General features: G+C 74.4%; 16 protein-coding genes and 1 pseudogene. 5 read left to right on the forward strand and 12 right to left on the reverse strand.

Features of this window, described 5'->3' with window-relative positions:
• Positions 1-6: 6 nt before the first annotated feature.
• Together AB5J87_RS25960 and lgt are read left to right on the forward strand one after the other, a co-directional pair.
• Positions 7-819: pseudogene (locus AB5J87_RS25960) on the forward strand (DsbA family protein); the annotation flags it as partial.
• 313 nt (positions 820-1,132) lie between these two features.
• Entirely contained in the window at positions 1,133-2,119 is a 987-nt protein-coding gene (gene lgt / locus AB5J87_RS25965; RefSeq protein WP_369379726.1) for a prolipoprotein diacylglyceryl transferase, read from the forward strand.
• Between the two features lie 350 nt (positions 2,120-2,469).
• On the opposite strand, the gene AB5J87_RS25970 is transcribed toward lgt, so the two are convergent.
• From AB5J87_RS25970 to AB5J87_RS26000, 7 genes are all read right to left on the reverse strand, one after another.
• Complete coding sequence (locus tag AB5J87_RS25970) at positions 2,470-3,303, reverse strand: CoA ester lyase (protein WP_369379727.1); 834 nt, start codon at positions 3,301-3,303, stop codon at positions 2,470-2,472.
• The gene (locus AB5J87_RS25975) at positions 3,300-4,487 is read right to left on the reverse strand and encodes a CaiB/BaiF CoA transferase family protein (protein WP_369379729.1); all 1,188 of its coding nucleotides are present in this window, start codon (positions 4,485-4,487) and stop codon (positions 3,300-3,302) included. Before AB5J87_RS25975 ends, AB5J87_RS25970 begins: the two co-directional genes overlap by 4 nt.
• Complete coding sequence (locus tag AB5J87_RS25980) at positions 4,484-5,395, reverse strand: ribokinase (RefSeq protein WP_369379731.1); 912 nt, start codon at positions 5,393-5,395, stop codon at positions 4,484-4,486. The genes AB5J87_RS25975 and AB5J87_RS25980 overlap by 4 nt, the downstream gene beginning before the upstream one ends.
• Positions 5,392-6,795 carry an ADP-ribosylglycohydrolase family protein gene (locus AB5J87_RS25985; RefSeq protein ID WP_369379733.1) on the reverse strand — a complete coding sequence of 468 codons (1,404 nt, stop codon included), beginning with the start codon at positions 6,793-6,795 and terminating at the stop codon, positions 5,392-5,394. Before AB5J87_RS25985 ends, AB5J87_RS25980 begins: the two co-directional genes overlap by 4 nt.
• Complete coding sequence (locus AB5J87_RS25990; RefSeq protein ID WP_369379735.1) at positions 6,792-7,955, reverse strand: ADP-ribosylglycohydrolase family protein; 1,164 nt, start codon at positions 7,953-7,955, stop codon at positions 6,792-6,794. The genes AB5J87_RS25985 and AB5J87_RS25990 overlap by 4 nt, the downstream gene beginning before the upstream one ends.
• A 72-nt stretch (positions 7,956-8,027) precedes the next feature.
• Entirely contained in the window at positions 8,028-9,248 is a 1,221-nt protein-coding gene (locus tag AB5J87_RS25995) for an ADP-ribosylglycohydrolase family protein (RefSeq protein ID WP_369383673.1), read from the reverse strand.
• 5 nt (positions 9,249-9,253) lie between these two features.
• Complete coding sequence (locus tag AB5J87_RS26000) at positions 9,254-10,249, reverse strand: ADP-ribosylglycohydrolase family protein (protein ID WP_369379738.1); 996 nt, start codon at positions 10,247-10,249, stop codon at positions 9,254-9,256.
• A 241-nt stretch (positions 10,250-10,490) separates the two neighbouring features.
• Here AB5J87_RS26000 and AB5J87_RS26005 point away from each other — a divergent pair, with 241 nt between their 5' ends.
• The 3 genes from AB5J87_RS26005 (at position 10,491) to AB5J87_RS26015 (ending at position 17,659) form a co-directional block, all read left to right on the forward strand.
• Positions 10,491-11,222, forward strand: coding sequence for a VIT1/CCC1 transporter family protein (locus AB5J87_RS26005; protein ID WP_369379739.1), 732 nt, complete (start codon positions 10,491-10,493; stop codon positions 11,220-11,222).
• Between the two features lie 418 nt (positions 11,223-11,640).
• Positions 11,641-16,206, forward strand: coding sequence for a glutamate synthase large subunit (gene gltB / locus AB5J87_RS26010; protein WP_369379740.1), 4,566 nt, complete (start codon positions 11,641-11,643; stop codon positions 16,204-16,206).
• The gene (locus AB5J87_RS26015; RefSeq protein ID WP_369379743.1) at positions 16,199-17,659 is read left to right on the forward strand and encodes a glutamate synthase subunit beta; all 1,461 of its coding nucleotides are present in this window, start codon (positions 16,199-16,201) and stop codon (positions 17,657-17,659) included. The genes gltB and AB5J87_RS26015 overlap by 8 nt, the downstream gene beginning before the upstream one ends.
• Before the next feature lie 138 nt (positions 17,660-17,797).
• Here AB5J87_RS26015 and AB5J87_RS26020 read toward each other — a convergent pair whose 3' ends face one another.
• From AB5J87_RS26020 to wecB, 5 genes are all read right to left on the reverse strand, one after another.
• Positions 17,798-18,253: a hypothetical protein gene (locus tag AB5J87_RS26020; RefSeq protein ID WP_369379744.1), complete on the reverse strand. Its 456-nt coding sequence runs from the start codon at positions 18,251-18,253 to the stop codon at positions 17,798-17,800.
• Positions 18,250-18,576, reverse strand: a complete 327-nt coding sequence (locus tag AB5J87_RS26025; protein ID WP_369379747.1) for a hypothetical protein — start codon at positions 18,574-18,576, stop codon at positions 18,250-18,252. The genes AB5J87_RS26020 and AB5J87_RS26025 overlap by 4 nt, the downstream gene beginning before the upstream one ends.
• The gene (locus AB5J87_RS26030) at positions 18,573-23,741 is read right to left on the reverse strand and encodes a caspase family protein (protein ID WP_369379748.1); all 5,169 of its coding nucleotides are present in this window, start codon (positions 23,739-23,741) and stop codon (positions 18,573-18,575) included. Before AB5J87_RS26030 ends, AB5J87_RS26025 begins: the two co-directional genes overlap by 4 nt.
• Before the next feature lie 71 nt (positions 23,742-23,812).
• Positions 23,813-24,529: a calcium-binding protein gene (locus AB5J87_RS26035; RefSeq protein ID WP_369379750.1), complete on the reverse strand. Its 717-nt coding sequence runs from the start codon at positions 24,527-24,529 to the stop codon at positions 23,813-23,815.
• A complete protein-coding gene (wecB, locus tag AB5J87_RS26040) occupies positions 24,526-25,707 on the reverse strand; it encodes a non-hydrolyzing UDP-N-acetylglucosamine 2-epimerase (protein WP_369379752.1) in 1,182 nt (393 codons plus the stop codon). Before wecB ends, AB5J87_RS26035 begins: the two co-directional genes overlap by 4 nt.
• Positions 25,708-25,736 lie beyond the last annotated feature (29 nt).

Raw genomic sequence — 25,736 nt, forward strand, 5'->3', positions numbered from 1 at the left:
GCGGGTGTGAGCGAGAAGAACCAAGAAGGCAAACGAACGGCCCGCGAGCGACTGGCCCAGGAGCGTGAGCGGCAGCGGTCCCAGGACCGGCGCCGCCGCACGATGATCGTCGCGGGGGCGGTGGTGTGCGTCCTCGGGCTGGCCGCGGTGATCGGCGTGATCGCGGCCAACACCAAGAGCGGCGGCGGCAAGAAGAGCGCCTCGGGCCCGCTGCTGGCGCCCGCCGGCGCCGAGGGCAAGGACAACCTGGCCATCCCGGTGGGGGCGAGCGACGCGCCGTCCACGCTGACGGTGTGGGAGGACTTCCGCTGTCCGGCCTGCGCCGCGTTCGAGAACGGCTTCCGTGCCACGGTCCACGAGCTGGAGGACCGCGGCCAGCTCCGCGTCCAGTACCACCTCGCCACCCTGATCGACCGCAACCTCGGCGGCAGCGGCTCGCTCCACGCGGCGAACGCGGCGGGCTGCGCGCAGGACGCGGGGAAGTTCTCCGAGTACCACGACGTGCTCTACAGCAACCAGCCGCAGGAGACGGACGACGCCTACGCGAAGAGCGCCAAGCTGATCGAGCTGGCCGGCAAGGTCCCCGGGCTCGACACGCCCGCGTTCCGCTCCTGCGTGGAGGAGGGCAGGCACAACAGCTGGGTCGCCAAGTCCAACGACGCCTTCCAGAACGGCGGCTTCAGCGGCACCCCGACGGTCCAGCTCAACGGCGAGTCGGTGTTCCCGCAGAAGGGCAGCGAACAGATCAGCCCGGCGAACCTGAAGAAGTGGGTCGCCGAGGCCAACAAGGGCAAGCCCGCGGGCACCGTGAAGCCGTCCGCGCCGGGCGCGGCCACGCCGTCCGCCTCGGCCACGCCCGCCGCCTCGGGCGCGCCCGGCGCGGCCCCGGGGACCGGCAAGGGCGGCGCCGGCGCGGTGGCCGGGGACTCCAAGGCGGCGCACGGCGCGGGCGTGACCCACGCGCCGGGAGCCGCGCCCAAGAGGGTGCCGGGCCACGGCGGGGCGGGCGCCCCGGCCGGTGCGGGGGCTCCCGTCCAGGTGGCCCCGTAAGCCGCTTCGCGGCGCTCGTTACCCATAAGTTGCCGGGCGGGTGGTCCGCCCGCTCGCCCGGCAAGGTAGCGTCGACCCTGCCATGAACCTCGCCTTCATTCCCAGCCCGTCGACCGGCGTGATCCACCTCGGACCGATCCCGCTGCGCGGCTACGCCTTCTGCATCATCATCGGTGTCTTCATCGCCGTCTGGTACGGCAACAAGCGCTGGATCGCCCGTGGCGGCAGAGCCGGCACGGTGGCCGACATCGCCGTCTGGGCGGTGCCCTTCGGCCTAGTCGGCGGCCGTCTCTACCACGTCATCACCGACTACCAGCTGTACTTCAGCGACGGTGAGGACTGGGTCGACGCCTTCAAGATCTGGCAGGGCGGGCTCGGCATCTGGGGCGCGATCGCGTTCGGCGCGGTCGGCGCGTGGATCGGCTGCCGCCGCCGGGGCATCCCGCTCCCGGCCTGGGCCGACGCCCTGGCCCCCGGCATCGCCTTCGCCCAGGCCGCAGGCCGCTGGGGCAACTGGTTCAACCAGGAGCTGTACGGCAAGCCCACCGATGTGCCGTGGGCGCTGAAGATCTCCGAGGGCACCAACCGGGTCGCGGGCACCTACCACCCGACGTTCCTCTACGAGTCCCTGTGGTGCATCGGCGTCGGCTTCCTCGTCATCTGGGCCGACCGCCGCTTCAAGCTGGGCCACGGGCGGGCGTTCGCGCTGTACGTCGCGGCGTACTGCGTGGGGCGCGGCTGGATCGAGTACATGCGCGTGGACGAGGCCCACCATGTGCTGGGGCTGCGCCTCAACGACTGGACCGCGATCACGGTGTTCGTGCTCGCCGTGACGTACATCGTGATTTCTTCGCGGGTGCGGCCGGGGCGGGAAGAGGTCGTGGAGCCGGAGGCGCCGTCCGGGGACGCGCAGTCGGAGGACGCGCCGTCCGCCGGGGACGTGCCGTCTGCGGACGCGGCGTCTGTGGATGCGCCGTCCGTGGATGCGCCCGCCAAGGACGCCTCGGAGGGCGAGCCGGGGGCGGAGAAGTCGGTGCCGTCCGAGAACGGGTCGCCCAGCAAGGGCTGAGGCGGGGCGGGCCCGACGCTCGCCCGCGGGCCGTACGGGGCTGGCCGCGCAGTTCCCCGCGCCCCTGGGGGTGCGTTTGTCTGCGGGCCGTACGGGGCTGGTCGCGCCGTTCCCCGCGCCCCTTCAAACCCTCGTTCGTCCGCGGACCGTGCTCGCTTCTCGCGCAGTTCCCCGCGCCCCTGGGGGGGGGGTAGGCCGCAGTCGGGTGTTCCGCACAGCCACTGGTTTTTCAGGGGCGCGGGGAACTGCGCGACCAGCCCTCCACCGGCCCGCAGGTGAACGCCCAGCGCCCCGCGAGGTCAGCCCCACCGGTCCGCAGGTGAACACCCGGCCCCCCCGCCCCCGGAGGTTCAAGGGACCGGGTGGGGTGGGGGGTCTCTTCGGGACAGGGCCAGGGTGCGGCGGGCGGCCTCCACCACTGCCGCGTCCACGAACCGCCCGTCCGCCAGCGCCAGCGCCCCCGTGTCCGTGGGCGCCGCCGACAGCACCTCCTCCGCCGCGGCCACCTCGGCCGGCGGCGGCAGATAGGCCCGTTCGATCACCGGCAGCTGCGCCGGATGGATCGCCGCCCGCCCCAGGAACCCCAGCGAACGCCCGCGCGCGCACGACGCCGCGAGCCCGGCCAGATCGCTGATGTGCCGGTACACGGACTGTACGGGCGGGGCCAGGCCCGCCGCCCGGGCCGCCACCACGATCCGGCTGCGCGGCCAGTCCAGGCCCGACTCGTCGCGTACGCCGAGGTCCGCGCAGAGGTCCGCCTCGCCCAGCGCGATGCCCCGTACCGCCGGATGCGCGGTGGCGATCGCGTACGCGTGCTCCACGCCCAGCGCGCTCTCCAGGAGAGGATGGAGGCCGACGCCGGGGGCGAGCCCCGCGACCCGCCGGACCTGGCGGGCATCGGTGATCTTCGGCAGGCGCAGGCCCGCGAGGCCCGGCAGCCCGGCCACGGCCAGTACGTCGTCCTCGACGGCCACCCGGACGTGGACGGGGGTGGACAGCGGGTCGGCGAGCAGCTCGGCCGCCGCCGCCCGCGCGTACGCCTTGCGGTCCGGCGCGACCGCGTCCTCCAGGTCCACGATGACCACGTCCGCCCCCGCCGACAGCGCCTTCTCGATCACCTGTGGCCGGTCGCCGGGGACGTACAGCCAGGTCAGCGGGATCGCCGTCGGCGCGATCGCCGTCACAGGACGCCCGCCCGGCGCAGGGCGCCGATCTCGGGCGCGGAGAGCCCCAGTTCGCTGAGGACCGCGTCCGTGTCCGCGCCGTGCGGGCGCCCGGCCCAGCGGATCGCGCCCGGTGTCTCGGAGAGCCGGAACAGTACGTTCTGCATCCGCACCGGCCCGAGCTCCGGATCCTCGACCGTGGTGAGCGTGTCCAGCGCCCGGTACTGGGGGTCGGCCATCACGTCCCGGATGTCGTAGACCGGTGCGATCGCCGCCTCCGCCTTCTCGAAGGCGGTCAGCGCCTCCTCGCGGGTGCGCCGCCCGATCCAGTCCCCGACCGCCCGGTCCAGGAGGTCGGCGTGCTCGGCCCGGCCCGCCCCGCTGGCGAACCACGGTTCGCCGATCAGCTCCGGGCGGCCCACCAGGCGCATCACGCGCTCGGCGACCGACTGGGCCGAGGTGGAGACGGCCAGCCAACTCCCGTCCGCCGTGCGGTAGGTGTTGCGCGGGGCGTTGTTGCGGGAGCGGTTGCCCGTGCGCGGCTGGACGTAGCCGAGCTGGTCGTACCAGATGGGCTGGGGGCCGAGGACTGTCAGGATCGGCTCGATGATCGCCATGTCGATCACCTGGCCGCGCCCGGTGGCGGCGCGCGCGGTGAGCGCGGTGAGCACGGCGTACGCGGTGGCCAGCGCGGCGATCGAGTCGGCGAGGCCGAACGGCGGCAGGGTCGGGGGCCCGTCCGGCTCGCCGGTGACGGCCGCGAAGCCGCTCATCGCCTCGGCGAGGGTGCCGAAGCCGGGCCGGTGCGCGTACGGGCCGTCCTGGCCGAAGCCGGTGACCCGGGCCAGGACCAACGCGCCGTTGGCGGCGGAGAGTTCGGGCCAGCCCAGGCCCCAGCGCTCCAGGGTGCCGGGCCGGAAGTTCTCGATGATCACATCGGTGGAGGCGGCCAGTCGCAGCAGGACGTCCCGGCCGCCGGGGGTGGACAGGTCGAGGGTGATGGTCCGTTTGTTGCGGCCGAGCAGCTTCCACCACAGGCCCACCCCGTCCTTGGCGGGGCCGTGGCCGCGCGAGGGGTCGGGGCGGTGGGGGTGCTCGACCTTGATGACCTCGGCGCCGAAGTCGCCCAGCATGGTGGCGGCCAGCGGCCCGGCGAAGAGGGTGGCGAGGTCCAGGACGCGCAGCTCCCCGAGCGGCGGTGTCATCGTCCGGCCCCGTCGTCCCGGGCCGACTCCGCGTCGATCTCGGCGCGGTACGGCATGGAGGTGGCGGCGCCGGGCCGCTGGACCGAGAGCGCGGCGGCGGCCGACGCCCAGGCCAGCGCGTCGGGCGTGGTCCGGCCCTCGCCGAGGGCGACGGCGAGGGCGCCCACGAAGGTGTCGCCCGCGCCCGTGGTGTCGACGGCGGTGACCTCGGGGGCGGCGACCGCGAGCGGTTCGCCGCCGCGCGCCGCGTACATGCTGCCGCGCGCGCCCAGGGTCACCACGGCCGCCGGGACCAGGTCGAGCAGGGCGCGGACGGCGGCCTTGGCGTCCGCGGCCCCGGTCAGGGTGGTCGCCTCGTACTCGTTGGCCACCAACAGGTCGGTGGCGGCCAGGAGTTCGGGCGGCAGGGGCTGGACGGGGGAGGGGGTGAGGACCGTGCGCACGCCGTGCCGCCGGGCCGCCGAGGCGCCCTCGACCACGGTGGCCATCGGCAGCTCCAGCTGGAGCAGCAGGGCCTCGGCGGCGGCGATGGCGGCCTCGTCGCCCGGGCCGAGGTGGGTGACGGAGGCGTTGGCGCCGGGGATGACGACGATGGCGTTGCCGCCCTGCGCGTCGACCACGATGTGGGCGGTGCCCGAGGGGCCCTCGGTGGTGCGCAGGAGGTCGGTGTCGACGCCGGAGCTGTCGAGGGAGGTGCGCAGCCGGGGGCCGAACTCGTCGGTGCCGACGGCCCCGATCATCGCCACGTCGCCGCCCGCGCGGGCCGCCGCGACGGCCTGGTTGGCGCCCTTGCCGCCGGGGACCGTACGGAATGCGAGGCCGGTGACGGTCTCGCCGCGGCGCGGGGCGGCCGTCACGTAGGCGACCAGGTCCATGTTGGTGCTGCCGAGCACCGCGATACGCGTCATGCGCTCCGTACCTCCTGTGGGGTGTGCGGGTGGGGCTGCTGGGGGGTGAGTCGTGCGGTGAGTTCCGCGAGGGTGTCGAAGCCGACGCCGTCGAAGCCGGTGACGGAGGTGGCGAGGCGGTTCTTGAGGGGGGCGGTCCACCGCCCGGGGAGCGCGTCGGGGTGCCCGGCGAGCAGTCCGGCCAGCGATCCGGCGGTGGCGCCGTTGGAGTCGGTGTCCCAACCACCGGACACCGCACGGCAGATGGAGCCGGAGAAGTCGCCGTCGGCGTGGGTGAGGGCGGCGGCGAGCAGGGCGGCGTTGGGGACGGCGTGCACCCAGTGGTAGGCGCCGAGCGCCGTGTGCAGCCGGTCCACCACGGTGTCGAAGCCGGGCTCCGCGCGGGCCAGCGCGATGCCGAGGCGGACGGCGTCGGCGAGCCGGGAGCGCGGCGGGATGACGGCGAGCGCGCCGTCGAGGCAGCCGTGCACGTCGTGCGCGCCCCCGGCGGCCAGGGCGATCGCGGCTGCGTTGAACATCGCCCCGTACACGCCGTTGGCGGTGTGGGTGAGGACGGCGTCGCGGTGGGCCTGCGCGGCGGCGGCCCAGGGGTCGCCCGGGTGGGTCCAGCCGTGCACGTCGGCGCGGATGGCGGCGCCGATCCACTCGCGGAACGGGTTGCGGTGGGTGGCGGTGTGCGGCGGCTCGACGCCGTCGAGCAGATTGCGGTAGGCGACCCGCTCGGCGGTGAACGTGCGCCCGGCCGGGAGCTCGTCCAGCCACAGCCGGGCGACGTCGTCCGTGGTGAACGCCGGGCCGTGCCGCTGGAGCAGGAGCAGCCCGAGCAGCGGGTAGTTGAGGTCGTCGTCCTCGGGCATGCCGTCGATGTTCTCGGCGAGGGAGGTGGGGGCCGAGCGGCGGTTCCACGGGTGCGCGGCGGCGATGTCGGCGGGCAGCCCCCGGGCGGTGAACCAGGTGTGCAGGGGCCAGTTGCCGGTGGCGCGGGCGATCCGGCGGATGCCGTCCAGGGGCAGCTTCTCGACGGGCTTGCCCAGCAGGCAGCCCACGGCCCGGCCGAGCCAGGCGGCGTGCAGGGCGGACCTCCCCGGGCCGCGCGCCGGCGGCTCCGGGGGCCGGGCGGGCGCGCACGCCCGCGCGATGGCGGCGAGCCCGGTCGGCTCGCGGTCCGCCGACGGCGGTGCGAGCGCGGCCAGTTCGTCCAGCAGGCGGCGGGCCAGGGCGCGCAGGTGCGGCGGCGCCGGGACCGGGGACGCGCCGCCCGCGCCGGGGCGGAGGCTGCCGCCCGCCGCCGTCCAGCGCGCCGCGACCGCCGCCGCGTCCCGGCCGTCCTCGGCCGCCTGGCGCAGCTCGTGGGGCAGCAGGTCCTCCGGCTGCACCCAGGTCAGCCGTACGCCGCTCACCGGGTCAGCGCCTCGAAGGCGGCGTGGTGGGCGGCCTGGCGGGCGCGGTCCTTGGTGTGCACCTCGCGGGCCACCGCCGCCAGCGCGTCGGCCGGGGCGTGCAGGTCGAGGCGGCTGGCCTCGGCCACCGTCTTGGACCAGGCGGCCGGGACCGGCCCCTCGCCCCGCAGCGCGCCCGCCAGCGCGCCCGCCATGGTGGCGATCGAGTCGCAGTCCCGGCCGTAGTTGACGGCTCCCAGGACCGAGGTGCGGTAGTCCCCGTCGGCGACCAGGAGCATGCCGAGGGCGACGGGGAGCTCCTCGATGGCGTGCAGCCGGGAGGGGCGGCGGGCGGCGAGGGAGGGGGCGCGGTAGTCGGGGCCGACCGTGTCGAAGGGGGCGACGGCCGCTCTCAGCGGGGCCAGCGCCGACTCGAAGTCGGTGTGTCCGGCGGCGACTTCGGCCACCGCCTCGATGGCCGCGCGCGTGCCGTCCTTGGCCAGCGCCAGGCAGTCGTCCACCACCGTCCGCGCGGTGGCGCCGGGCGTGCAGGCGGCGGCCACCCCGGCGGCGAAGACGCCCGCCGCCTCCCGCCCGTAGGAGGACTGGTGCGGGGCCGCGACCTCCAGCGCCTCGGCGTAGGCAGCCGCCGGGTTGGCCGCGTTGACCAGGCCGACCGGTGCCATGTACATCGCGGCGCCGCAGTTGACGATGTTGCCGCTGCCCGCCTCGCGCGGGTCGGCGTGGCCGTAGTGCAGCCGGGACACGATCCACTTCTCGGCGAGGAAGAGCCGGTGCAGCGGCAGGGCCTCCGCCTCCAGTTCGGGGATCCAGCGCGGGTGGGAGATCAGGTCGGGCACCAGGTGGTCCGCGACCGCGTACGCGTCGAGGTGGTCGCGCACGGTCTCGTAGACCCGGACCAGGGCGTGCGTCATCAAGGTGTCGTCGGTGACGTGTCCGTCGCCCTTGTGGTACGGCGCGATGGGCCGCGCGGTGCGCCAGTCGTCGCCGTGCCAGGGGCCGACGACGCCGTGGACCCGGCCGCCGTGCCGGTCCAGGATCTGCTCGGGGGTGTAGCCCTCGACCGGGCCGCCGAGGGCGTCGCCCACGGCGGCGCCGACCAAGGCGCCGGTGATGCGGTCCTCAAGGGTGAGCGTCGTGTACGACGTCGTGAGCGTCATGCCGGAATTGTCCACCCCGGACGTTTAGTTCGGGGTGGTTCGCGGCACTTTCCCCCGGTGGTGGCGCAAAGGTCAGCCGCGCGGGTGGTGCGGTGCGCCCCCGGCCAGCAGCCCGGCGAGCTCCACCAGATCGGTCCCGGCCAGCCGTGGCAGGGCGCAGCCGGACAGGGTGCGGCAGGCGTCCAGCCAGGGGCCGGGGATCGCGGCCCGGCCGCCCAGCGCCCCGGTGAGCGCCCCGGCGAGAGCGGGCGCCGAGTCCGCGACCCGGGACAGACAGGCCGCCGCCGGGACGGCCTCGGCGACCGTGCCGCGCGCGGCGGTGGCCAGGGCGAGGGCGACCGGGACGGTCTCGGCGGCGGCGATCCCGTAGCTGTAGACGTGGTCCACGATCTGGTGTTCGAGGAGCGGTACGAGGGCGAACGCGCCGCCCGGGCCGTCCGCGAAGTCGTGCGCCAGCTTGACGGCGAGCTGGGCGTTGCGGCCGATCTCGGTGTCGGGCGGGAGCTCGGCGAGGGCGGCCCCGACGGCGTCGTGGACCTCCGCGCCGCCGAGCGCCGCCGCGACGGCCGCGGCGATCGCGCGGGCGCCGTGCACCCCGTCGCCGTCCTGGGTGTAGCGGGCGTCGAACTCGGCGAGTTCGGCGGCGGCCCCCGGCTCGCCGGGGTGGACGACGGCGAGGACGGCGGCGCGCACACAGGCGGCGTCGTCGAAGTAGTGGGGGTTGTCGTGGCCGGTGGCGGGCGGGCGCAGTCCGGCGGCGAGGTTGCCGAGCCCGGCCCGTACCGAGATGCGGGCGCGCAGCGGGAGCACCGCCGACTCCACCTCGGGGGCCCGCTCGGCCGCCGCCGCGACCTCGGCGGCCAGCAGGTTCCAGGCCCGGTCGACCGCGGCCCGCACCCGGCGGGCGGGGGAGAGGTGGGCCAGCAGCGGCTCGGCCGAGGTGAGGACGGTCTCGGCGGCGAACGCGGCCCACTCGGCGTCGTCGGAGGGGCCGAGCCGCAGGGGCTCGGGCGGCTGGTTGAGGGCGATGGGGACGGGCAGCGTGGTGGTGGCGTTCTGCTCGGCGAACGTGTCCAGTTCACGGGTGAGCCGCCGGGTCCACTCGGGCATCCGCGCCGCGCGGTGCCGGGCGGCGGGCCAGCCCGCGGCGTCCCCCGAGGCGAGCCCCAGCAGCAGCCCCTCGACCCGGGAGCGGTGGCCGTCCCGGCCGCCGGGGGCGCCGGTGCCCACCGACCCCGGGCGCTCCGCGACCCGCGCCCGCTCGTCCGTGTACGACAGGTCGTCGACTCTCATGCCGCTCACTGCTCCTCCTCCGGGTCCGGCGTCAGCAGGTCCGCGATGTCCAGGACGTGGTAGCCCCGCATCTCGGGCAGACAGGAGCCCCGGACCGGGCCGATCGCGGCGGCCCAGGCGCCGGGGACCGCACCCGCGCCGCCGTGGGCGCCGGCCAGGGCGCCCGCCACCGCCGCCGTGGTGTCCGCGTCGCGGCCCATGTTCACGGCGGTGAGGACCGATCCGGTGAAGTCGCCCCGGGCCGTGGCGAAGGCGCCGAAGGCCAGGGCCACCGCCTCGGGCGCCAGATCCGTCCAGGGGTAGCCGCCGATCACCACCGCCGAGCGCACCGCCCGCTCGCCCTGGTCGGCCACGGCCACCGCGCGGCGCAGCGAGCGCGCGGTCCAGGAGTCCATCGGGATGACGGAGAGGGCCGCCGCGATCACCGAGGTCGGGTGGGCGCCGGTCATCGCGACCGCGACCCCGGCCGCCACCGCCTGGCCGCCGTAGATGCCCTCGCCCTCGTGGCTGACGCACCCGTCGATCGCCACCAGCCGGGCCGCCTCCCGGGGGGCGCCCGCCGCGAACACCCCGAACGGGGCCGCCCGCATCGCCAGGCCGTCGCTCCAGGCGTGCCGGTGCTGGGCGGAGATCGGCGCCGCCAGGCCCCGGCGCAGGTTCTCCAGGGTGCCGCGCTCGCTGAAGCCGGCGCCCCGGAACGGCCCCTCGTCGCGGTCGGCGATCCAGTCGTGCCAGGCGTGTTCGACGTGGGTGACGGTGAGCGCCGAGCCGTGCCGGGCGAGCAGCAGCCCGGAGAAGATGGCGTACTCGGTGTCGTCGGTGCCCGCCGGGTCGTCCGAGACGAAGCCTTCGATGCGCCCCCAGCGGGCCCGGATCTCGGACGGTTTCATGTTCTCGGCGGGGGCGCCCAGCGCGTCCCCCACCGCGAGCCCCAGGAGCGCGCCGCGGCCCCGCTCGCGGAGCGCCTCGGCCGTTCCCGGGGCGCCGGCGGTCAACTCCATGGGAGGGCCTTTCGCATCGGCTGGCAGTTCGCTTGATCTCTGCCACGCCGAACGATTCGGAAGTCCTCACGTCACCCTCCCGCCACAGGTGTGCGGAAGTGGACACGGATGAGCACAACACCCCTCTGACCTGGGTAAGTACGGCCTGCCTTGCTAGCGCGGGGCTTACATCGAGCGTACTTTCGAGGGCGACGAGGGGGAGCGGGGCGCAAGCTCCGCCGCCGAACGCAAGGGGAGAGCCGTGTCCGTCATCAACACCGAGGCCGCGCTGCACGAAGCGCACCGCGACAACCACACGCACCGGGACGTCAACGGCGGCTGGCTGCGCCCCGCCGTCTTCGGCGCGATGGACGGACTCGTCTCCAACCTCGCCCTGATGACCGGTGTGGCGGGCGGCGCCGTCTCGCAGCACACCATCGTCGTCACCGGCCTCGCGGGCCTGGCCGCCGGCGCCTTCTCGATGGCGGCCGGCGAGTACACCTCGGTCGCCTCGCAGCGCGAGCTGGTCGAGGCCGAACTCGACGTGGAGCGCCAGCAGTTGCGCAAGCACCCGGTGGACGAGATGGAGGAGCTGGCCGAGCTGTACGTGTCGCGCGGCGTCGAGCCCGCGCTCGCCCGCGAGGTGGCCATGCAGCTCTCCCGCGACCCCGAGCAGGCGCTGGAGATACACGCCCGCGAGGAGCTCGGCATCGACCCGGACGACCTGCCCTCGCCCGCCGTCGCCGCCGTCTCCTCGTTCGGCTCCTTCGCGCTCGGGGCGATCCTGCCCGTACTGCCGTACCTGCTCGGCGCGAGCGCGCTGTGGCCCGCCGTGCTGCTGGCGCTGATCGGGCTCTTCGCGTGCGGCGCCGTGGTCGCCAAGGTCACCGCCCGCTCGTGGTGGTTCAGCGGGCTGCGCCAGCTGGCCCTGGGCGGCGCGGCGGCGGCCCTCACCTTCGGCCTGGGCACCCTGTTCGGCACGGCGGTCGGATAACGGCCGCCTCCGGGGCTCCCCCGCCCCTCCCGCCCGCAAGGCCCGTCCGGACGCACCCCCGTCCGGGCGGGCCTTCGCCGTGCGCCCGGGAGGGTCCCGGGCCACCATGTGACCTATGTCCCTGCACGGGACCGCCCCGAGACCCGTACTATGCGGGAGTATGCAAAGGCCCGAATAACTAATCGTTACTCTACGGTTTCGCCTCTGTGGCGGGCGGGCATAGGCCGTACACACTCCGCCGCCGCAGGCAATGAAGCCTGCCCCGAACGGCACGGCGATCGCCGCCCGAGTGTCCGCATGCTGGAATGGACTATCCGGTTCCCGAGATCCATCCCATCATGTAACCTGCACGAAATTTCGCAGAGGGCCAACGTCGTCCCTCGGCACAGCACATGCCACGACGACGACGGGAGAGCCGATGCGTTCCGACGCCTGGTCGCCCATGGACGGTCGACCTGCTCCGCAGGGGATGTACGACCCCCGTAACGAACACGACGCCTGCGGTGTCGGGTTCGTGGCCACCCTGACCGGTGAGGCCAGCCACGAGCTGGTCGAGCAGGCGCTGACCGTACTGCGCAATCTCGAACACCGCGGCGCCACCGGCTCCGAGCCGGACTCGGGCGACGGCGCGGGCATCCTGCTCCAGGTGCCGGACGCGTTCCTGCGCGAGGTCACCGGTTTCGACCTGCCCGAGGCGGGCGCCTACGCCGTCGGCACCGCCTTCCTGCCGCCGGACGAGAACGCCGACGCCGTCGCCGCCATCGAGGCCATCGCGGCCGAGGAGGGCCTGACCGTCCTCGGCTGGCGCGAGGTCCCCGTCACCCCCGAGCTGCTCGGCAACGGCGCCCGCGCCACCATGCCCGCCTTCCGCCAGGTCTTCGTCACCGACGGCGCCAGCAGCGGCATCGCGCTGGACCGCAAGGCGTTCGTGCTGCGCAAGCGCGCCGAGCGCGAGGCCGGGGTGTACTTCCCCTCGCTCTCCGCCCGCACGCTCGTCTACAAGGGCATGCTCACCACCGGACAGCTGGAGCCGTTCTTCCCGGACCTCTCCGACCGCCGGTTCACCACCGCCGTCGCGCTCGTCCACTCGCGCTTCTCGACCAACACCTTCCCGAGCTGGCCGCTGGCCCACCCGTACCGGTTCGTCGCCCACAACGGCGAGATCAACACGGTCAAGGGCAACCGCAACTGGATGGTGGCCCGCGAGTCGCAGCTGAGCACCGGCCTCTTCAACTCGGGCGCCGGGAAGATCGACCGCATCTTCCCCGTCTGCACCCCGGACGCCTCCGACTCCGCCTCCTTCGACGAGGTGCTGGAGCTCCTCCACCTCGGCGGGCGCTCGCTGCCGCACAGCGTCCTGATGATGGTTCCCGAGGCGTGGGAGAACCACGACTCGATGGACCCGGCCCGGCGCGCCTTCTACCAGTACCACTCCACGATGATGGAGCCCTGGGACGGCCCGGCCTGCGTCACCTTCACCGACGGCACCCAGGTCGGCGCGGTCCTCGACCGCAACGGGCTGCGCCCCGGCCGCTACTGGGTCACCGACGACGGTCTGGTCGTGCTCTCCTCCGAGGTCGGCGTCCTGGACATCGACCCCGCCAAGGTCGTCCGCAAGGGCCGCCTCCAGCCCGGCAAGATGTTCCTCGTCGACACCGCCGAGCACCGCATCATCGAGGACGACGAGATCAAGGCGCAGCTCGCCGCCGAGGCCCCGTACGCCGAGTGGCTGGAGGCCGGTGAGATCGAGCTGGAGGACCTGCCCGAGCGCGAGCACATCGTGCACACCCACGCCTCGGTCACCCGCCGCCAGCAGACCTTCGGCTACACCGAGGAAGAGCTCCGCGTCATCCTCGCCCCGATGGCCCGCACCGGCGGCGAGCCGCTCGGCTCGATGGGCACGGACTCGCCGATCGCGGCCCTCTCCGAGCGCCCCCGGCTGCTCTTCGACTACTTCACCCAGCTGTTCGCGCAGGTCACCAACCCGCCGCTGGACGCCATCCGCGAGGAGCTGGTCACCTCGCTGCGCTCCTCGCTGGGCCCGCAGGGCAATCTGCTCGACCCGACCGCCGCGTCCTGCCGCTCCGTCACCCTGCCGTTCCCGGTGATCGACAACGACGAGCTGGCCAAGCTGATACACATCAACGCCGACGGCGACATGCCGGGCATGAAGGCCGCCACGCTCTCCGGCCTGTACCGGGTCTCCGGCGGCGGCGACGCCCTCGCCGCCCGGATCGACGCCATCTGCGACGAGACGGACGCCGCCATCGAGGACGGCGCCCGGCTGATCGTCCTGTCCGACCGGCACTCCGACGCCGAGCACGCGCCGATCCCGTCGCTGCTGCTCACCGCCGCCGTCCACCACCACCTCATCCGCACCAAGCAGCGCACCCAGGTGGGGCTGCTGGTGGAGGCGGGCGACGTGCGCGAGGTGCACCACGTCGCGCTGCTGATCGGCTACGGCGCCGCCGCCGTCAACCCGTACCTGGCGATGGAGTCCGTCGAGGACCTGGTCCGCGCGGGCACCTTCATCGAGGGCCTGGAGCCCGAGCAGGCGCTGCGCAACCTGATCCACGCGCTCGGCAAGGGCGTCCTCAAGGTGATGTCCAAGATGGGCATCTCGACCGTCGCCTCCTACCGGGGCGCCCAGGTCTTCGAGGCCGTCGGCCTGGAGGAGTCCTTCGTCCAGAAGTACTTCAACGGCACCGCCACCAAGATCGGCGGCGCGGGCCTGGACGTCGTGGCCAAGGAGGTCGCCGCCCGGCACGCCAAGGCGTACCCCGTCTCCGGCATCGCCTCGGCGCACCGCGCGCTGGAGATCGGCGGCGAGTACCAGTGGCGCCGCGAGGGCGAGCCGCACCTGTTCGACCCGGAGACGGTCTTCCGCCTCCAGCACGCCACCCGCAGCCGCCGGTACGACATCTTCAAGAAGTACACCGAGCGCGTGAACGAGCAGTCCGAGCGCCTGATGACGCTGCGCGGGCTCTTCGGCTTCTCCTCCGACCGGCCGTCGGTCCCGCTCGACGAGGTCGAGCCGGTCGCCGAGATCGTCAAGCGCTTCTCCACCGGCGCCATGTCGTACGGCTCGATCTCGCGCGAGGCGCACGAGACGCTCGCCATCGCCATGAACCAGCTGGGCGGCAAGTCCAACACCGGTGAGGGCGGCGAGGACCCGGACCGCCTGTACGACCCGGCGCGCCGCTCGTCCATCAAGCAGGTCGCCTCCGGCCGCTTCGGCGTCACCTCCGAGTACCTGGTCAACGCGGACGACATCCAGATCAAAATGGCGCAGGGCGCCAAGCCCGGCGAGGGCGGCCAGCTGCCCGGCCACAAGGTCTACCCGTGGGTCGCCAAGACGCGTCACTCGACGCCCGGCGTCGGCCTGATCTCGCCGCCGCCGCACCACGACATCTACTCCATCGAGGACCTGGCGCAGCTGATCCACGACCTCAAGAACGCCAACCCGGCCGCGCGCATCCACGTGAAGCTCGTCTCCGAGGTCGGCGTGGGCACGGTCGCCGCCGGTGTCTCCAAGGCCCACGCGGACGTCGTCCTGATCTCCGGCCACGACGGCGGAACGGGCGCCTCCCCGCTGACCTCGCTCAAGCACGCGGGCGGCCCCTGGGAGCTGGGCCTCGCCGAGACCCAGCAGACGCTGCTGCTCAACGGGTTGCGCGACCGGATCGTGGTGCAGACCGACGGCCAGCTCAAGACCGGCCGCGACGTCGTCATCGCCGCGCTGCTGGGCGCCGAGGAGTTCGGTTTCGCGACCGCGCCGCTCGTCGTCTCCGGCTGCGTCATGATGCGCGTCTGCCACCTGGACACCTGCCCGGTGGGCATCGCCACCCAGAACCCGGTGCTGCGCGACCGCTTCTCCGGCAAGCCCGAGTTCGTCGTCAACTTCTTCGAGTTCATCGCCGAGGAGGTCCGCGAGCTCCTCGCCGAGCTGGGCTTCCGCACCATCGAGGAGGCCGTCGGCCACGCCGAGCTGCTGGACACCGGCCGCGCGGTGCGCCACTGGAAGGCGCAGGGCCTCGACCTGGACGCGCTCTTCCACGTCCCCGAGCTGCCCGAGGGCGCGGTGCGCCACGCCCGGGTCGCGCAGGACCACGGCCTGGAGAAGGCGCTCGACAACGAGCTGATCAAGCTCGCCGCCGACGCCCTGCAGGCCGCCACCGCCGAGGCCGCCCAGCCGGTCCGCGCCCAGGTCGCGATCCGCAACGTCAACCGGACGGTCGGCACCATGCTCGGCCACGAGGTGACCCGGAAGTTCGGCGGCGCGGGCCTGCCCGACGACACCGTCGACATCACCTTCACCGGCTCGGCGGGCCAGTCCTTCGGCGCCTTCGTGCCGCGCGGCATCACGCTGCGCCTGGAGGGCGACGCCAACGACTACGTCGGCAAGGGCCTCTCCGGCGGCCGGGTGATCGTCCGCCCGGACCGGGGCGCCGAGCACCTCGCCGAGTACTCCACCATCGCGGGCAACACCATCGCCTACGGCGCCACCGGCGGCGAGCTGTTCCTGCGCGGCCGGACCGGCGAGCGGTTCTGCGTCCGCAACTCCGGCGCCCTGGTGGTCTCGGAGGGCGTGGGCGACCACGGCTGCGAGTACATGACCGGCGGCCACGCGGTGGTCCTGGGCGAGACCGGGCGCAACTTCGCGGCCGGCATGTCGGGCGGCATCGCGTACGTCGTCGACCTCGACCTCCACCACGTCAACTCCGGCAACCTGGCCGCCGTCGAGCCCCTCACCGAGGCCGACGGGCAGTGGCTGCACGACGTCGTGCGCCGCCACCAGGAGGAGACCGGCTCCACCGTCGCCGAGAAGCTGCTCGCCGACTGGCCGGCCGCGGCGGCCCGCTTCAGCAAGATCATCCCGTCCACGTACAAGGCAGTGCTCGCCGCCAAGGAAGCCGCTGAGCTCGCCGGTCTCTCCGAGCAGGAGACCACCGAGAAGATGATGGAGGCGGCGACCAATGGCTGACCCCAAGGGCTTTCTCACCACCGGCCGCGAGGTCGCGCGGACCCGCCCCGTGGCCGAGCGCGTCAAGGACTGGAACGAGGTCTACGTTCCCGGCTCGCTGCTGCCGATCATCAGCAAGCAGGCCGGGCGCTGCATGGACTGCGGCATCCCCTTCTGCCACAACGGCTGTCCGCTGGGCAACCTGATCCCCGAGTGGAACGACTACGCCTACCGCGAGGACTGGTCGGCCGCCTCCGAGCGGCTGCACGCCACCAACAACTTCCCGGAGTTCACCGGGCGGCTGTGCCCGGCCCCCTGCGAGTCGGCGTGCGTGCTCGGCATCAACCAGCCCGCCGTCACCATCAAGAACGTCGAAGTCTCGATCATCGACAAGGCGTGGGACAGCGGCGACGTCACCCCGCAGCCCCCGGAGCGCCTCTCCGGCAAGACCGTCGCCGTCATCGGCTCGGGCCCGGCGGGCCTCGCCGCCGCCCAGCAGCTGACCCGGGCCGGTCACACGGTCGCGGTGTACGAGCGCGCCGACCGCATCGGCGGACTGCTGCGCTACGGCATCCCCGAGTTCAAGATGGAGAAGGTGCACATCAACCGCCGCATCGAGCAGATGCGCGCGGAGGGCACCAAGTTCCGCACCGAGGTCGAGATCGGCCGGGACATCGACGCCGCCAAGCTGCGCCGCCGCTACGACGCGGTGGTCGTCGCGGCCGGCGCCACGGTCTCCCGCGACCTGCCGGTCCCCGGCCGCGAGCTGAACGGCATCCACTTCGCCATGGAGTACCTGCCGCTCGCCAACAAGGTGCAGGAGGGCGACTTCGTGGCGCCCCCGCTGACCGCCGAGGGCAAGCACGTCGTGGTCATCGGCGGCGGCGACACCGGCGCGGACTGCGTGGGCACCGCCCACCGCCAGGGCGCGGCCTCGGTCACCCAGCTGGAGATCATGCCCCGGCCCGGCGAGGACCGCCCCGGGCACCAGCCCTGGCCGACCTTCCCGATGCTCTACAAGGTCACCTCGGCCCACGAGGAGGGCGGTGAGCGGGTCTACTCCGTCTCCACCACCCACTTCGAGGGCGACGAGGACGGCAACGTCCAGTTCCTGCACCTCGTCGAGGTCGAGTTCGCCGACGGCAAGCTCACCCAGAAGCCGGGCACCGAGCGGAGGATCCCCGCCCAGCTGGTCACCCTCGCCATGGGCTTCACCGGCACCGACCAGGCCAACGGCCTGGTGGCGCAGTTCGGCCTGGAGCTCGACGAGCGCGGCAACATCGCCCGCGACGCCGACTTCGCCACCAACGTCGACGGCGTGTACGTGGCCGGTGACGCGGGGCGCGGTCAGTCCCTGATCGTCTGGGCGATCGCGGAGGGCCGTTCGGCGGCCCGGGGCGTGGACCGGTACCTTACGGGGAGGAGCGCGCTGCCCGCCCCGATCCGCCCGACGGACCGGGCCCTGACGGTCTGAGTCCGCTCCACCAGAACGTCCCGTACAACGGCGTACGGAACTGAGCGCGGCGCCTGCCCCACTGTCCCCGACCGGACGACTGGGCGGGCGCCGCGATGCTTTCGCGCCCGGTGTCGCGGCCGGGCGCGGCGCGGGACGTCAGCCCTTCGCCGCCGGGGCCAGCCAGGTGACCACCACCGCGCCCGCCACGCTCACCACCCCGGCCAGCGCCAGCCAGCGGGCCCACTCCACCAGCACCCAGATCCGCCGGGTGCGGGCCACCTCGTAGTGCAGCACCGGGGTCGCCCCCAGCACCAGCGTCTCGCCCGGCCGGCCGTGCACCGCCGAGACGGCCAGCCAGGAGGCGGTGATCAGCGCCGCGAACCCGGTGATCAGCAGAGCGACCACCCACATCCGGTGGCCGTGCGGCAGCTTGCTCAGGTTCTCCTGGCCCTTGAGCACGAAGACGGTGGTGAGCAGCCCGGTGAGCGAGGCGAGGAAGTTGCGGTACCCCTCGGCCTGCGCCCGGGCCACCTCCAGCTGCCGCCGGGGGAAGGCCATCTCCTCGGCCCGCCGGTCGGCGTCCCGCAGCTGGCGCGGGGTGAAGGCGCTCACCGCGGCAGCCCCGACGCGGGCCAGTCGAGGTAGAGGCCCGCGCCGCAGCCGGTGTCCCCGGGGGGCCGGCCCAGATGGACCGAGGCGCAGGTGCACGTGGTGTACCAGGGCGGCGGCGGCACCGCCTGGCGCCGGCCGGGGAACCCGCCCTTGGGCACGGCGTGCTGCCCGACGGGCCAGCGCTTGGTCATCGAGCAGCGGCAGACCGGGCAGATCCCGCTCACCTCGTACCGCTCCTGCCCGTCCCGCAGCCGTACCCAGGTGAACCCGGTCAGGGGCGTCGGATGTTCGACGTCGGCGTTGTAGGCGACGGCTGGACTCATGCGTCAGGACTTTCTGTGGGAGGGAGGGTGAGGCCGAACAGCTCGGCGTAGTGCGTCAGCCGCTCCCGTACGCCGTCCTCGGCGAGGTCGGTCCCGGCGGCGCAGCGGGCCAGGTGGTCCGGGTCCACCGCACCGGCGACGGCGGGGGCGCGGCCGGTGAGCCCGGTGGTGAGGACGATGACGTCCCGCCAGTCGGGCACGGTCTCCCGCACCCGGGCGTCCGGCTCCCGGACGGTGACGTCGAGGCCCAGGCACCGGAACGGCGCGTACCGCTCGTACGCCCGCCCGAGCGTCCAGCCGAACCGCCCGGCCACCAGGACGAGTTCGAGCGGACCCAGCAGCCCCGGCCCGAGCAGCCCCGGGTCGAAGGCGGCGAAGTCGAAGAGGGCGGGCCGCAGGTCTTCGAGCGCGGCGGCGTCCGGACCGGAGAAGTCGCCGGGGACGGGCGGGGCGCCGAGCGGGGTGAAGCGGGAGAGGGCCCGGACGGTCTCGCCGAGGGACTGGCCGCTGTTGCGGGCGTGCCGGAAGAGCTGATGGATCGTCAGGCGTGTGCGGAACCCGGCGGGCGCCGCGCTGTCCGTCAGCGCGAGGACGTCCTGGGCGGTGGCCGTGAGGACCTCGCTGGCCGACGGGATGTCGGGGACCGCCAGGGCGACGTGCTGCTCGGTGTCGTACAGCAGTCGCAGCAGCTGCCCCAGCGGCATCCGCTCCCGCGCGCTGATCTGCAGCAGCTGGGCGGCCTGCAGGCCCGAGGCGTCCAGGACCGACACGTGCCGGGCCCGCGCGACGCGGTTCTGGGTCACCAGGTCCGAGATGAGCAGCGTCGTCAGCAGCCGGCTCCGGTCGGACCACTGCCGCTCCACGCCGTCGAGCTGGCGCACGCAGTCCTCGCTCAGCACCCCGCACAGCTCCAGCAGCCGCAGGTCCTCCTTGAGCCGGGAGGCGTCGACGTCCTGGGACGTCTGCCACAGCGCGGCCACCAGGGTCCAGGGGCCCAGCGGCTGCCCGGGATCGGCCACCAGGTGGCACGCGTCGTCGAACCAGCGCGGCGCGGTCCACGCCCGTACCTCCTCCGGCAGGTCCAGCGGCCCCGCCCCGACGGCCGGTGCCAGCTCGTGCCAGGTGTCGAGCAGCACGCCGACGGGGACCTGGCTGTCGGCCGAGAGCCGCAGCAGATGGAGGGGGCCGACGGCTCCGCGGTTCCAGGAGAAGTGCAGGGGGGAGTCGAGGCCGAGCAGCCGGCGGTCCTGCCCGCTGAGCCGCCGGTGGGGCAGGGGGTCGGGCCGTGGACGCGCGAGCGAGAAGCCCAGCGGCGCCAACTGCTCGATCCGCCGCACCAGTTGGGCGTGCTCGGCGGCACTCGGCGCGCGCAGCAGCAGTTCGACGGGGTTCACCCGCCCGTCCCGCCACAGGTACTCCTCGGGTTCCAGCACGTTGATGAACTGGGCGCCCAGCAGGTTCGCCTCCTTGATGGAGGGGTGTTCGTCACCGAGGGGGCCGTCGAGGTCCGGAGCGGCCGGCAGGGCCGGGGCGAGGGAGTTGAGCACCCGCAGGGCCGCCGCGGCCTCGGCGAGGGAGACCCCCTCCTGGGCGGCGACGGCCAGGAGCGGGGCGTGGAGGGCGGGGGTCGTACGGGCCGAGCGGGCGGCGTCGTGGTAGGCCGCGGCGAGCGCGGCCATCAGCCCGGTCACCGGGATGTCCGCCAGGGACACCCCGTCCGGCACGGGCGGCACCGCCACCCCGGCGATCGCGTAGCGGCGCTGGTGGCGCAGGGCCACGTCGAGCGGCAGCCGGCTCTCGGCGGCGGCCGTCAGGGCCGGGTACCAGGGGCCGCGCTGGGGCGTGCGCAGCAGCAGGGAGTCCAGGCCGACGGGCTCGGGGTAGCCGGCGGGCCGGACGTCCAGGGCGCCCCACTTGCCGGTGATGCCGAGGTGGCCCCACCGCCACTCGTGCAGCAGCTCCCGTTCGTACGTCGGCATGTCCAGCAGCCTGCGGAGGTAGTGCCTGCGCTTGATGAGCACCTTGTCCAGCGGCAGGCACCCGGCCCGGGCGAGCGGGACCCGGCTGGAGGAGAGGTCGTAGTCGTCGTACTCCGACTTGAGGATCCCCACCGCCTCCCGAGGCAGCCCCTCCAGGACCGCGAGCGCCAGCCGCGGTGTCTTCTCGGCGAGCTCCCACAGCCAGCGCAGCGGCACCTCCTCGCAGTCGGCGACCGCCTCGCCCGCCGCGGCGAGCAGGGTGTCCATGACGAGGTCCTCGTCGCACGACAGCAGACGGTTGCGGTCCACGCTCGGTACGGGGCTGTGCTTCTCGCGGAGGTTGAAGACGTGGCCGAACACCTCGGGGGCGTCCTTGATGACCACCCCGTCCAGCAGCAACTGTCCCGCCCCCTGCACCACCCAGGCGTCCGGACCCGCCGGGAGCGCGGTCGCGAGCCGGTCCGGGGCCGCCCCGCCCAGCACCCCGGGCTCCCACTCGCCGCTGCGCCCCTTCGCCCCGTCCCGGCCGTACTCGACCGCCGAGACCGGGTGGTCGCTCACCCACAGCAGCGACTTCAACGCCTCGACCAGGGACGGGGGTTCGCCGTCCTGGGCGCTGAGGTAGAGCCGGACGCGGGTGCCGCCGCGGGCGGGCGCGTCGTCGGTCTCACGGATCTGCAGGAGGCCCGAGCCGGACTGGATCTCGGCCTGGTGCGGGCGGTCGACGAGGCGCAGGCCGTGCTGGTCGACCGGGGCCGTCCAGACCACCACCTCCTCCGCGAGCATGAAGTAGCTGAACACGCCGATGCCGAACCGGCTGTTCATCCCGATGTCCGCGATCTTGGCGCGGCGCCAGTTGCGCCGCTCCTGGACGAAGTCGGGGTCCTGCTCGTAGCGCTTGCCCGCCCGCGCGAACATCGAGGTGAGCTTGGCCCAGCTCATCCCCGTGCCGTTGTCCTCGCACTCGATGTACGGGCGGCCCTCCGGGTCCCAGCCCTGGGCGAAGGAGATCCTCGGGGTCCAGCCGGAGTCGCTGCCGCCGAGCGCGCGGCGGTACTCCACGCGCAGGCTCCGGTGGCGGCAGGCGTCCAGGGCGTTCTGGTAGAGCTCGCGCACCGCCAGCATCTTGTCGCCGTACAGCTGGGTGCCCATCAGGAGCGGGCGGATCTCGTCCTCGGCCAGCCGGAACCGCTCCAGCGGCTTGGTGTACCGGCCGTCCTGCGGCACCAGGTACTCCGTGGTCACCGCCGCCGGGAGCCCGCGCAGCAGCGGCGGGGGCGCGCCGCCCTTCCAGCGGCGGCGCAGCGCGTGCAGCCAGGCGTCGGCGGTGGCGGCCAGCTCCTCGACGGCCGCGTGCAGGGCGGGGTGCGGGCAGCGGAAGGACACCGCCAGGCCGTACTCCCCGGTGGCGCCCGCCTCCCGGTCCACCGTCTCGTAGTCGAAGTTCTCCGAGAGGGCCGCCACCATGCCGCGCGGCACCAGCGGCCGGTGCGCGCCCAGGTGGTCGACCAGGACGCTGGACATCCGGCGCGGGTCGGCGGCCAGCAGCCCGGCCGTCCACAGCAGATGGGCCAGCTCCTCGCCGCGCCACTGGTTGCCCCGCACCGCGCGGAAGGTGCTCCACTGGTCCGGGTCGTCGGTCTCGTTGATCCGGGGGCTGCCGCCGGGCGCCACCGTGAGATGGGCGAGGACCTGCCGGAGCTGGTGGCCGATCAGCCGCCGCGCGTCGGGGGCGGGCGCGGCCGAGGAGTCCTCGGCGCCCGCCGCGACCGCCTCCGCCGCCAGGGCCAGCAGCCGGGCCATCGCCTCGTACTGCCCGTCGCTCTCCCACAGCCGGTCCCAGTCGGCGATGAAGCGGTGCCGCAGCCAGTGGTCGGCGGCGCTCGCCGCGTCGTCGAGGTGGCGCCGCCGCAGGGTCTCGGCGGCGATCCCCACCTGGGAGTGGGCCCGGCACACGTCGCGGGCGGCGTCGCGCACCTCGGCGGCATGGTCCCCGCACACCCTGGGCGCGTGTTCCGGGTCGAGCCGGTCGGGCAGCAGCTCCGCGAGCTCGTCGAGCGCGACGGCGACCAGCCCCTCGTGGACCAGGGGCGCGGCGAGCAGCGCGGCGGTCTCGGCGGGGGAGAGCCGCTCGCTGCCGCACAGCCGCGCCTCCCGTACGAGGGCGGAGAGCTGTCTCTCGATCCGGACCGGCGAGCGCGGGTCGCCCCACGGGTCGAGGGTGTGGGCGCCGCTGCCCGCCCGGCTCTCGGCGGTCAGCCGGGCCAGGTCGCTCAGCTTGTCCTTGATCCGCCGATGGGTCTCGGGGCTGCCCGAGGTGTGCTCCCACAGCCCGGAGCCGAGCACCGAGTCGGTCCAGGCGAGGGCCTCCCGGGAGCCGGTGCACAGCGGCAGTTCGAACGCCCAGCCCTGGCGCAGATGGGCGACGGAGGGGGTGACGGCGGGCGGCGGCACGGTGAGCCGCCGGGTCAGCCGCCGCACCGCCGTCCTGGTGTAGGCGACGACCTCGCCGAACGTGGTGGGGTGCGAGGTCGGGGCCAGCGCCTCGGCCAGCGCGCGGCCGAAGTAGCTGCCCTCCACCGGGTCGGCGTACGAGGGCGCGCCGGGCGCCGAGCCGTACAGCCACAGCACGTTGTCGTACCCGTCGGTGCGGGCGGTGGCGCGCTCGGCCGGGCCGGGGCCCGCGGTGCGGCAGATGTCCAGGCAGATCACCGCGGTGACGTCCGGGCGCAGCCCGCCCAGCAGCTTCTCGGGGTCCGCGGGCAGCAGCGTGTCCACCAGCAGCGCCCGTCCGCCGCCCGGGAGTTCGTCGCCGGGCTGGGCGTCGGCCGGGACCAGGTAGTCGCGTTCGCCGAGCGACTCGCCGTGGCAGGAGAGGTAGACGACCGCGAGGTCGCCGGGCGCGCAGGAGCGGAAGAACTCGCGCAGGCGGCGCAGCAGCAGACTCCGGGTCAGCTCCCCGTCCCCGGGGTCGGCCCCGGCGACCGCGTACGCGGACTGCTCCAGCGCCTTGGAGACCGCCTCGATGTCGCGCTCCACGCACTCCAGCGCCGGGAACCGGTCCGCGAGCGCCGGATCCTGGCGCAGGAACCGGGTCTCGGGGACCCCGAGGACCAGCGCCCGCCGGGCTCCCGTGGTGCCGTCGTCCCCGCCCCGGGCACCATCCGTGCCGGCCGCGCCGCCCATCCCCAACCCCTTTGCTCCCGCTGCCCCCAGATGATTTCAGAAGGGGCGGGAGCGCGGTCCGGCGGTCGGGACTATTGGTCGAGCCGATGGACCGTCAGATCCGTGAAGCGCACCTGGGCGTCCTCCGTGTACGCGCCCACGCCGCCCTGGAGATAGGGGCGTTCGACGTCGGTGAAGTCGGCGAGGCCCGCCGTGTCCACCGCGACCGCGAGCCGGGCGCCGCGCTGCTCGACCCGGACCGTGTACCGGGCGCCCACCGGGAACCGCTGCTCCCCGGTGGCCAGGAAGCGCTGGCCGCCCGGGTAGGCGGGATCGCGTTTGCCCAGCTCCCAGCCGTTGGGCTTGAGGGCGAGGTAGTAGAAGTGCTCCGGGTCGGTGTACGCCCAGACCAGCCAGGCCACCTCCCAGGTGTTGGGCGCCGGGGTGCGCAGCTGCCGGACCGTGCGCAGCCGCGCCTGGTAGCGGACGTCCGCGTACGAGGCGCGGCTGACGACCAGTCCGGCGTGCGTGACGTCCGCGGCGGTGGCCCGGCGCGGCGTCAGCTCCAGGGCGGAGTCGCTCCCGGTGTTGCTGCCCTGACCGTTGAAGACGGACCGCCAGACGCCGTGCGTGCTGCCGTCGGCCCAGGGCTCGTGCGCCGCCGGTCCGGAACCGGCCGCGCACCGGGTGAGGCCGAACACCCCGGCCGCCAGTAGGGCCGCGGCCAGGGCCAGGGTGACGGCCGTGCGCCTGCGGCTTCCGGGCCGGCCGGGCGGAACCGGACGCCGCAGGCGCGGGGCTGTCGTCATGGGGTCGAGTATGGCCCCGGTCCGGCACTCGTGGGGCGCGCCTGGAGCGCGTCGAGGGAGGGTTCCGCCGCGAAGTCCTCGGCGAGCTGGGTGAGGATCCGTCCGGCCGCGCCGCCGTCCCCGAACGGATTGCCCGCCGTGGCCATCCGCCGGTACGCCTCCGGGTCGTCGAGCAGGGCGGCGGCGGCGCCCGCGATGGTGTCCGGGTCGGTGCCGATCAGCCGGGCCGCCCCGGCCTCGACCGCCTCCGGCCGTTCGGTGGTGGTGCGCAGCACCAGCGCGGGCTTGCCGAGGCTGGGCGCCTCCTCCTGGATGCCGCCGGAGTCGGTCAGCACCAGGTCGCAGCCGGCCAGGGTGGCGGTGAAGTCCGGGTAGTCCAGCGGCTCGACGAGGTGGATGCCCGGCTGTCCGGCCAGCGGCAGCAGGGCCTCGCGCACGGCCGGGCTGCGGTGCAGCGGCAGCACGATCTCCACGTCGCCGCGGGCGGCCAGCAGACACAGCGCCCGGCCCATGGCCCGCATCCGGTCGCCCTGGTTCTCCCGGCGGTGCAGGGTGACCAGGACGCGGCGGTGGGAGGTCTGGAAGGCGCAGCGGCCGAGCCCTTCGGCGAGCGCCCACTGGAGGTTGTCGACGACGGTGTTGCCGGTGGTGAAGATCTGGCCGGTCGCGATGCCCTCGGCCGCCAGGTGCCGGGCGGCGCGTTCGGTGGGGGCGAAGTGCCAGCGCGCCATCCGGCCGATGAGGCAGCGGTTGAGCTCCTCGGGGAAGGGGTTGTCGGGGACGCCGGTGCGCAGGCCCGCCTCGACGTGGGCGACGGGGATGCGCTCGTAGAACGCGGCCAGCGCCCCGGCCAGCGCGGTCGTCGTGTCGCCCTGGACGACGACGAGGTCGGGCCGCTGGGTGCGCAGCAGGGTGCCGAGGCCCGCCACCAGACGGGCGGTCAGATCGGACAGCTGCTGGCGTTCGCGCATGACGTCGAGGGCGACCCTGACGTCGACCCGCAGCAGCCCCAGCATCTGCTGGAGCATCTCGCGGTGCTGGCCGGTGGTGACGACGACCGGTTCGAACTGGGTGTCGTCGGCCAGGGCCCGGGCCAGCGGCGCCAGCTTGATGGCTTCGGGCCGGGTGCCGAGCACCAGCATGGCGCGTACGGGCACGCCGGACGGACACGTGGACATGGGTCCCCCTAGGGCAGGGTCGAGCGGAT

It is taken from the genome of Streptomyces sp. cg36 (genome assembly GCF_041080675.1).
GTDB lineage: Bacteria > Actinomycetota > Actinomycetes > Streptomycetales > Streptomycetaceae > Streptomyces.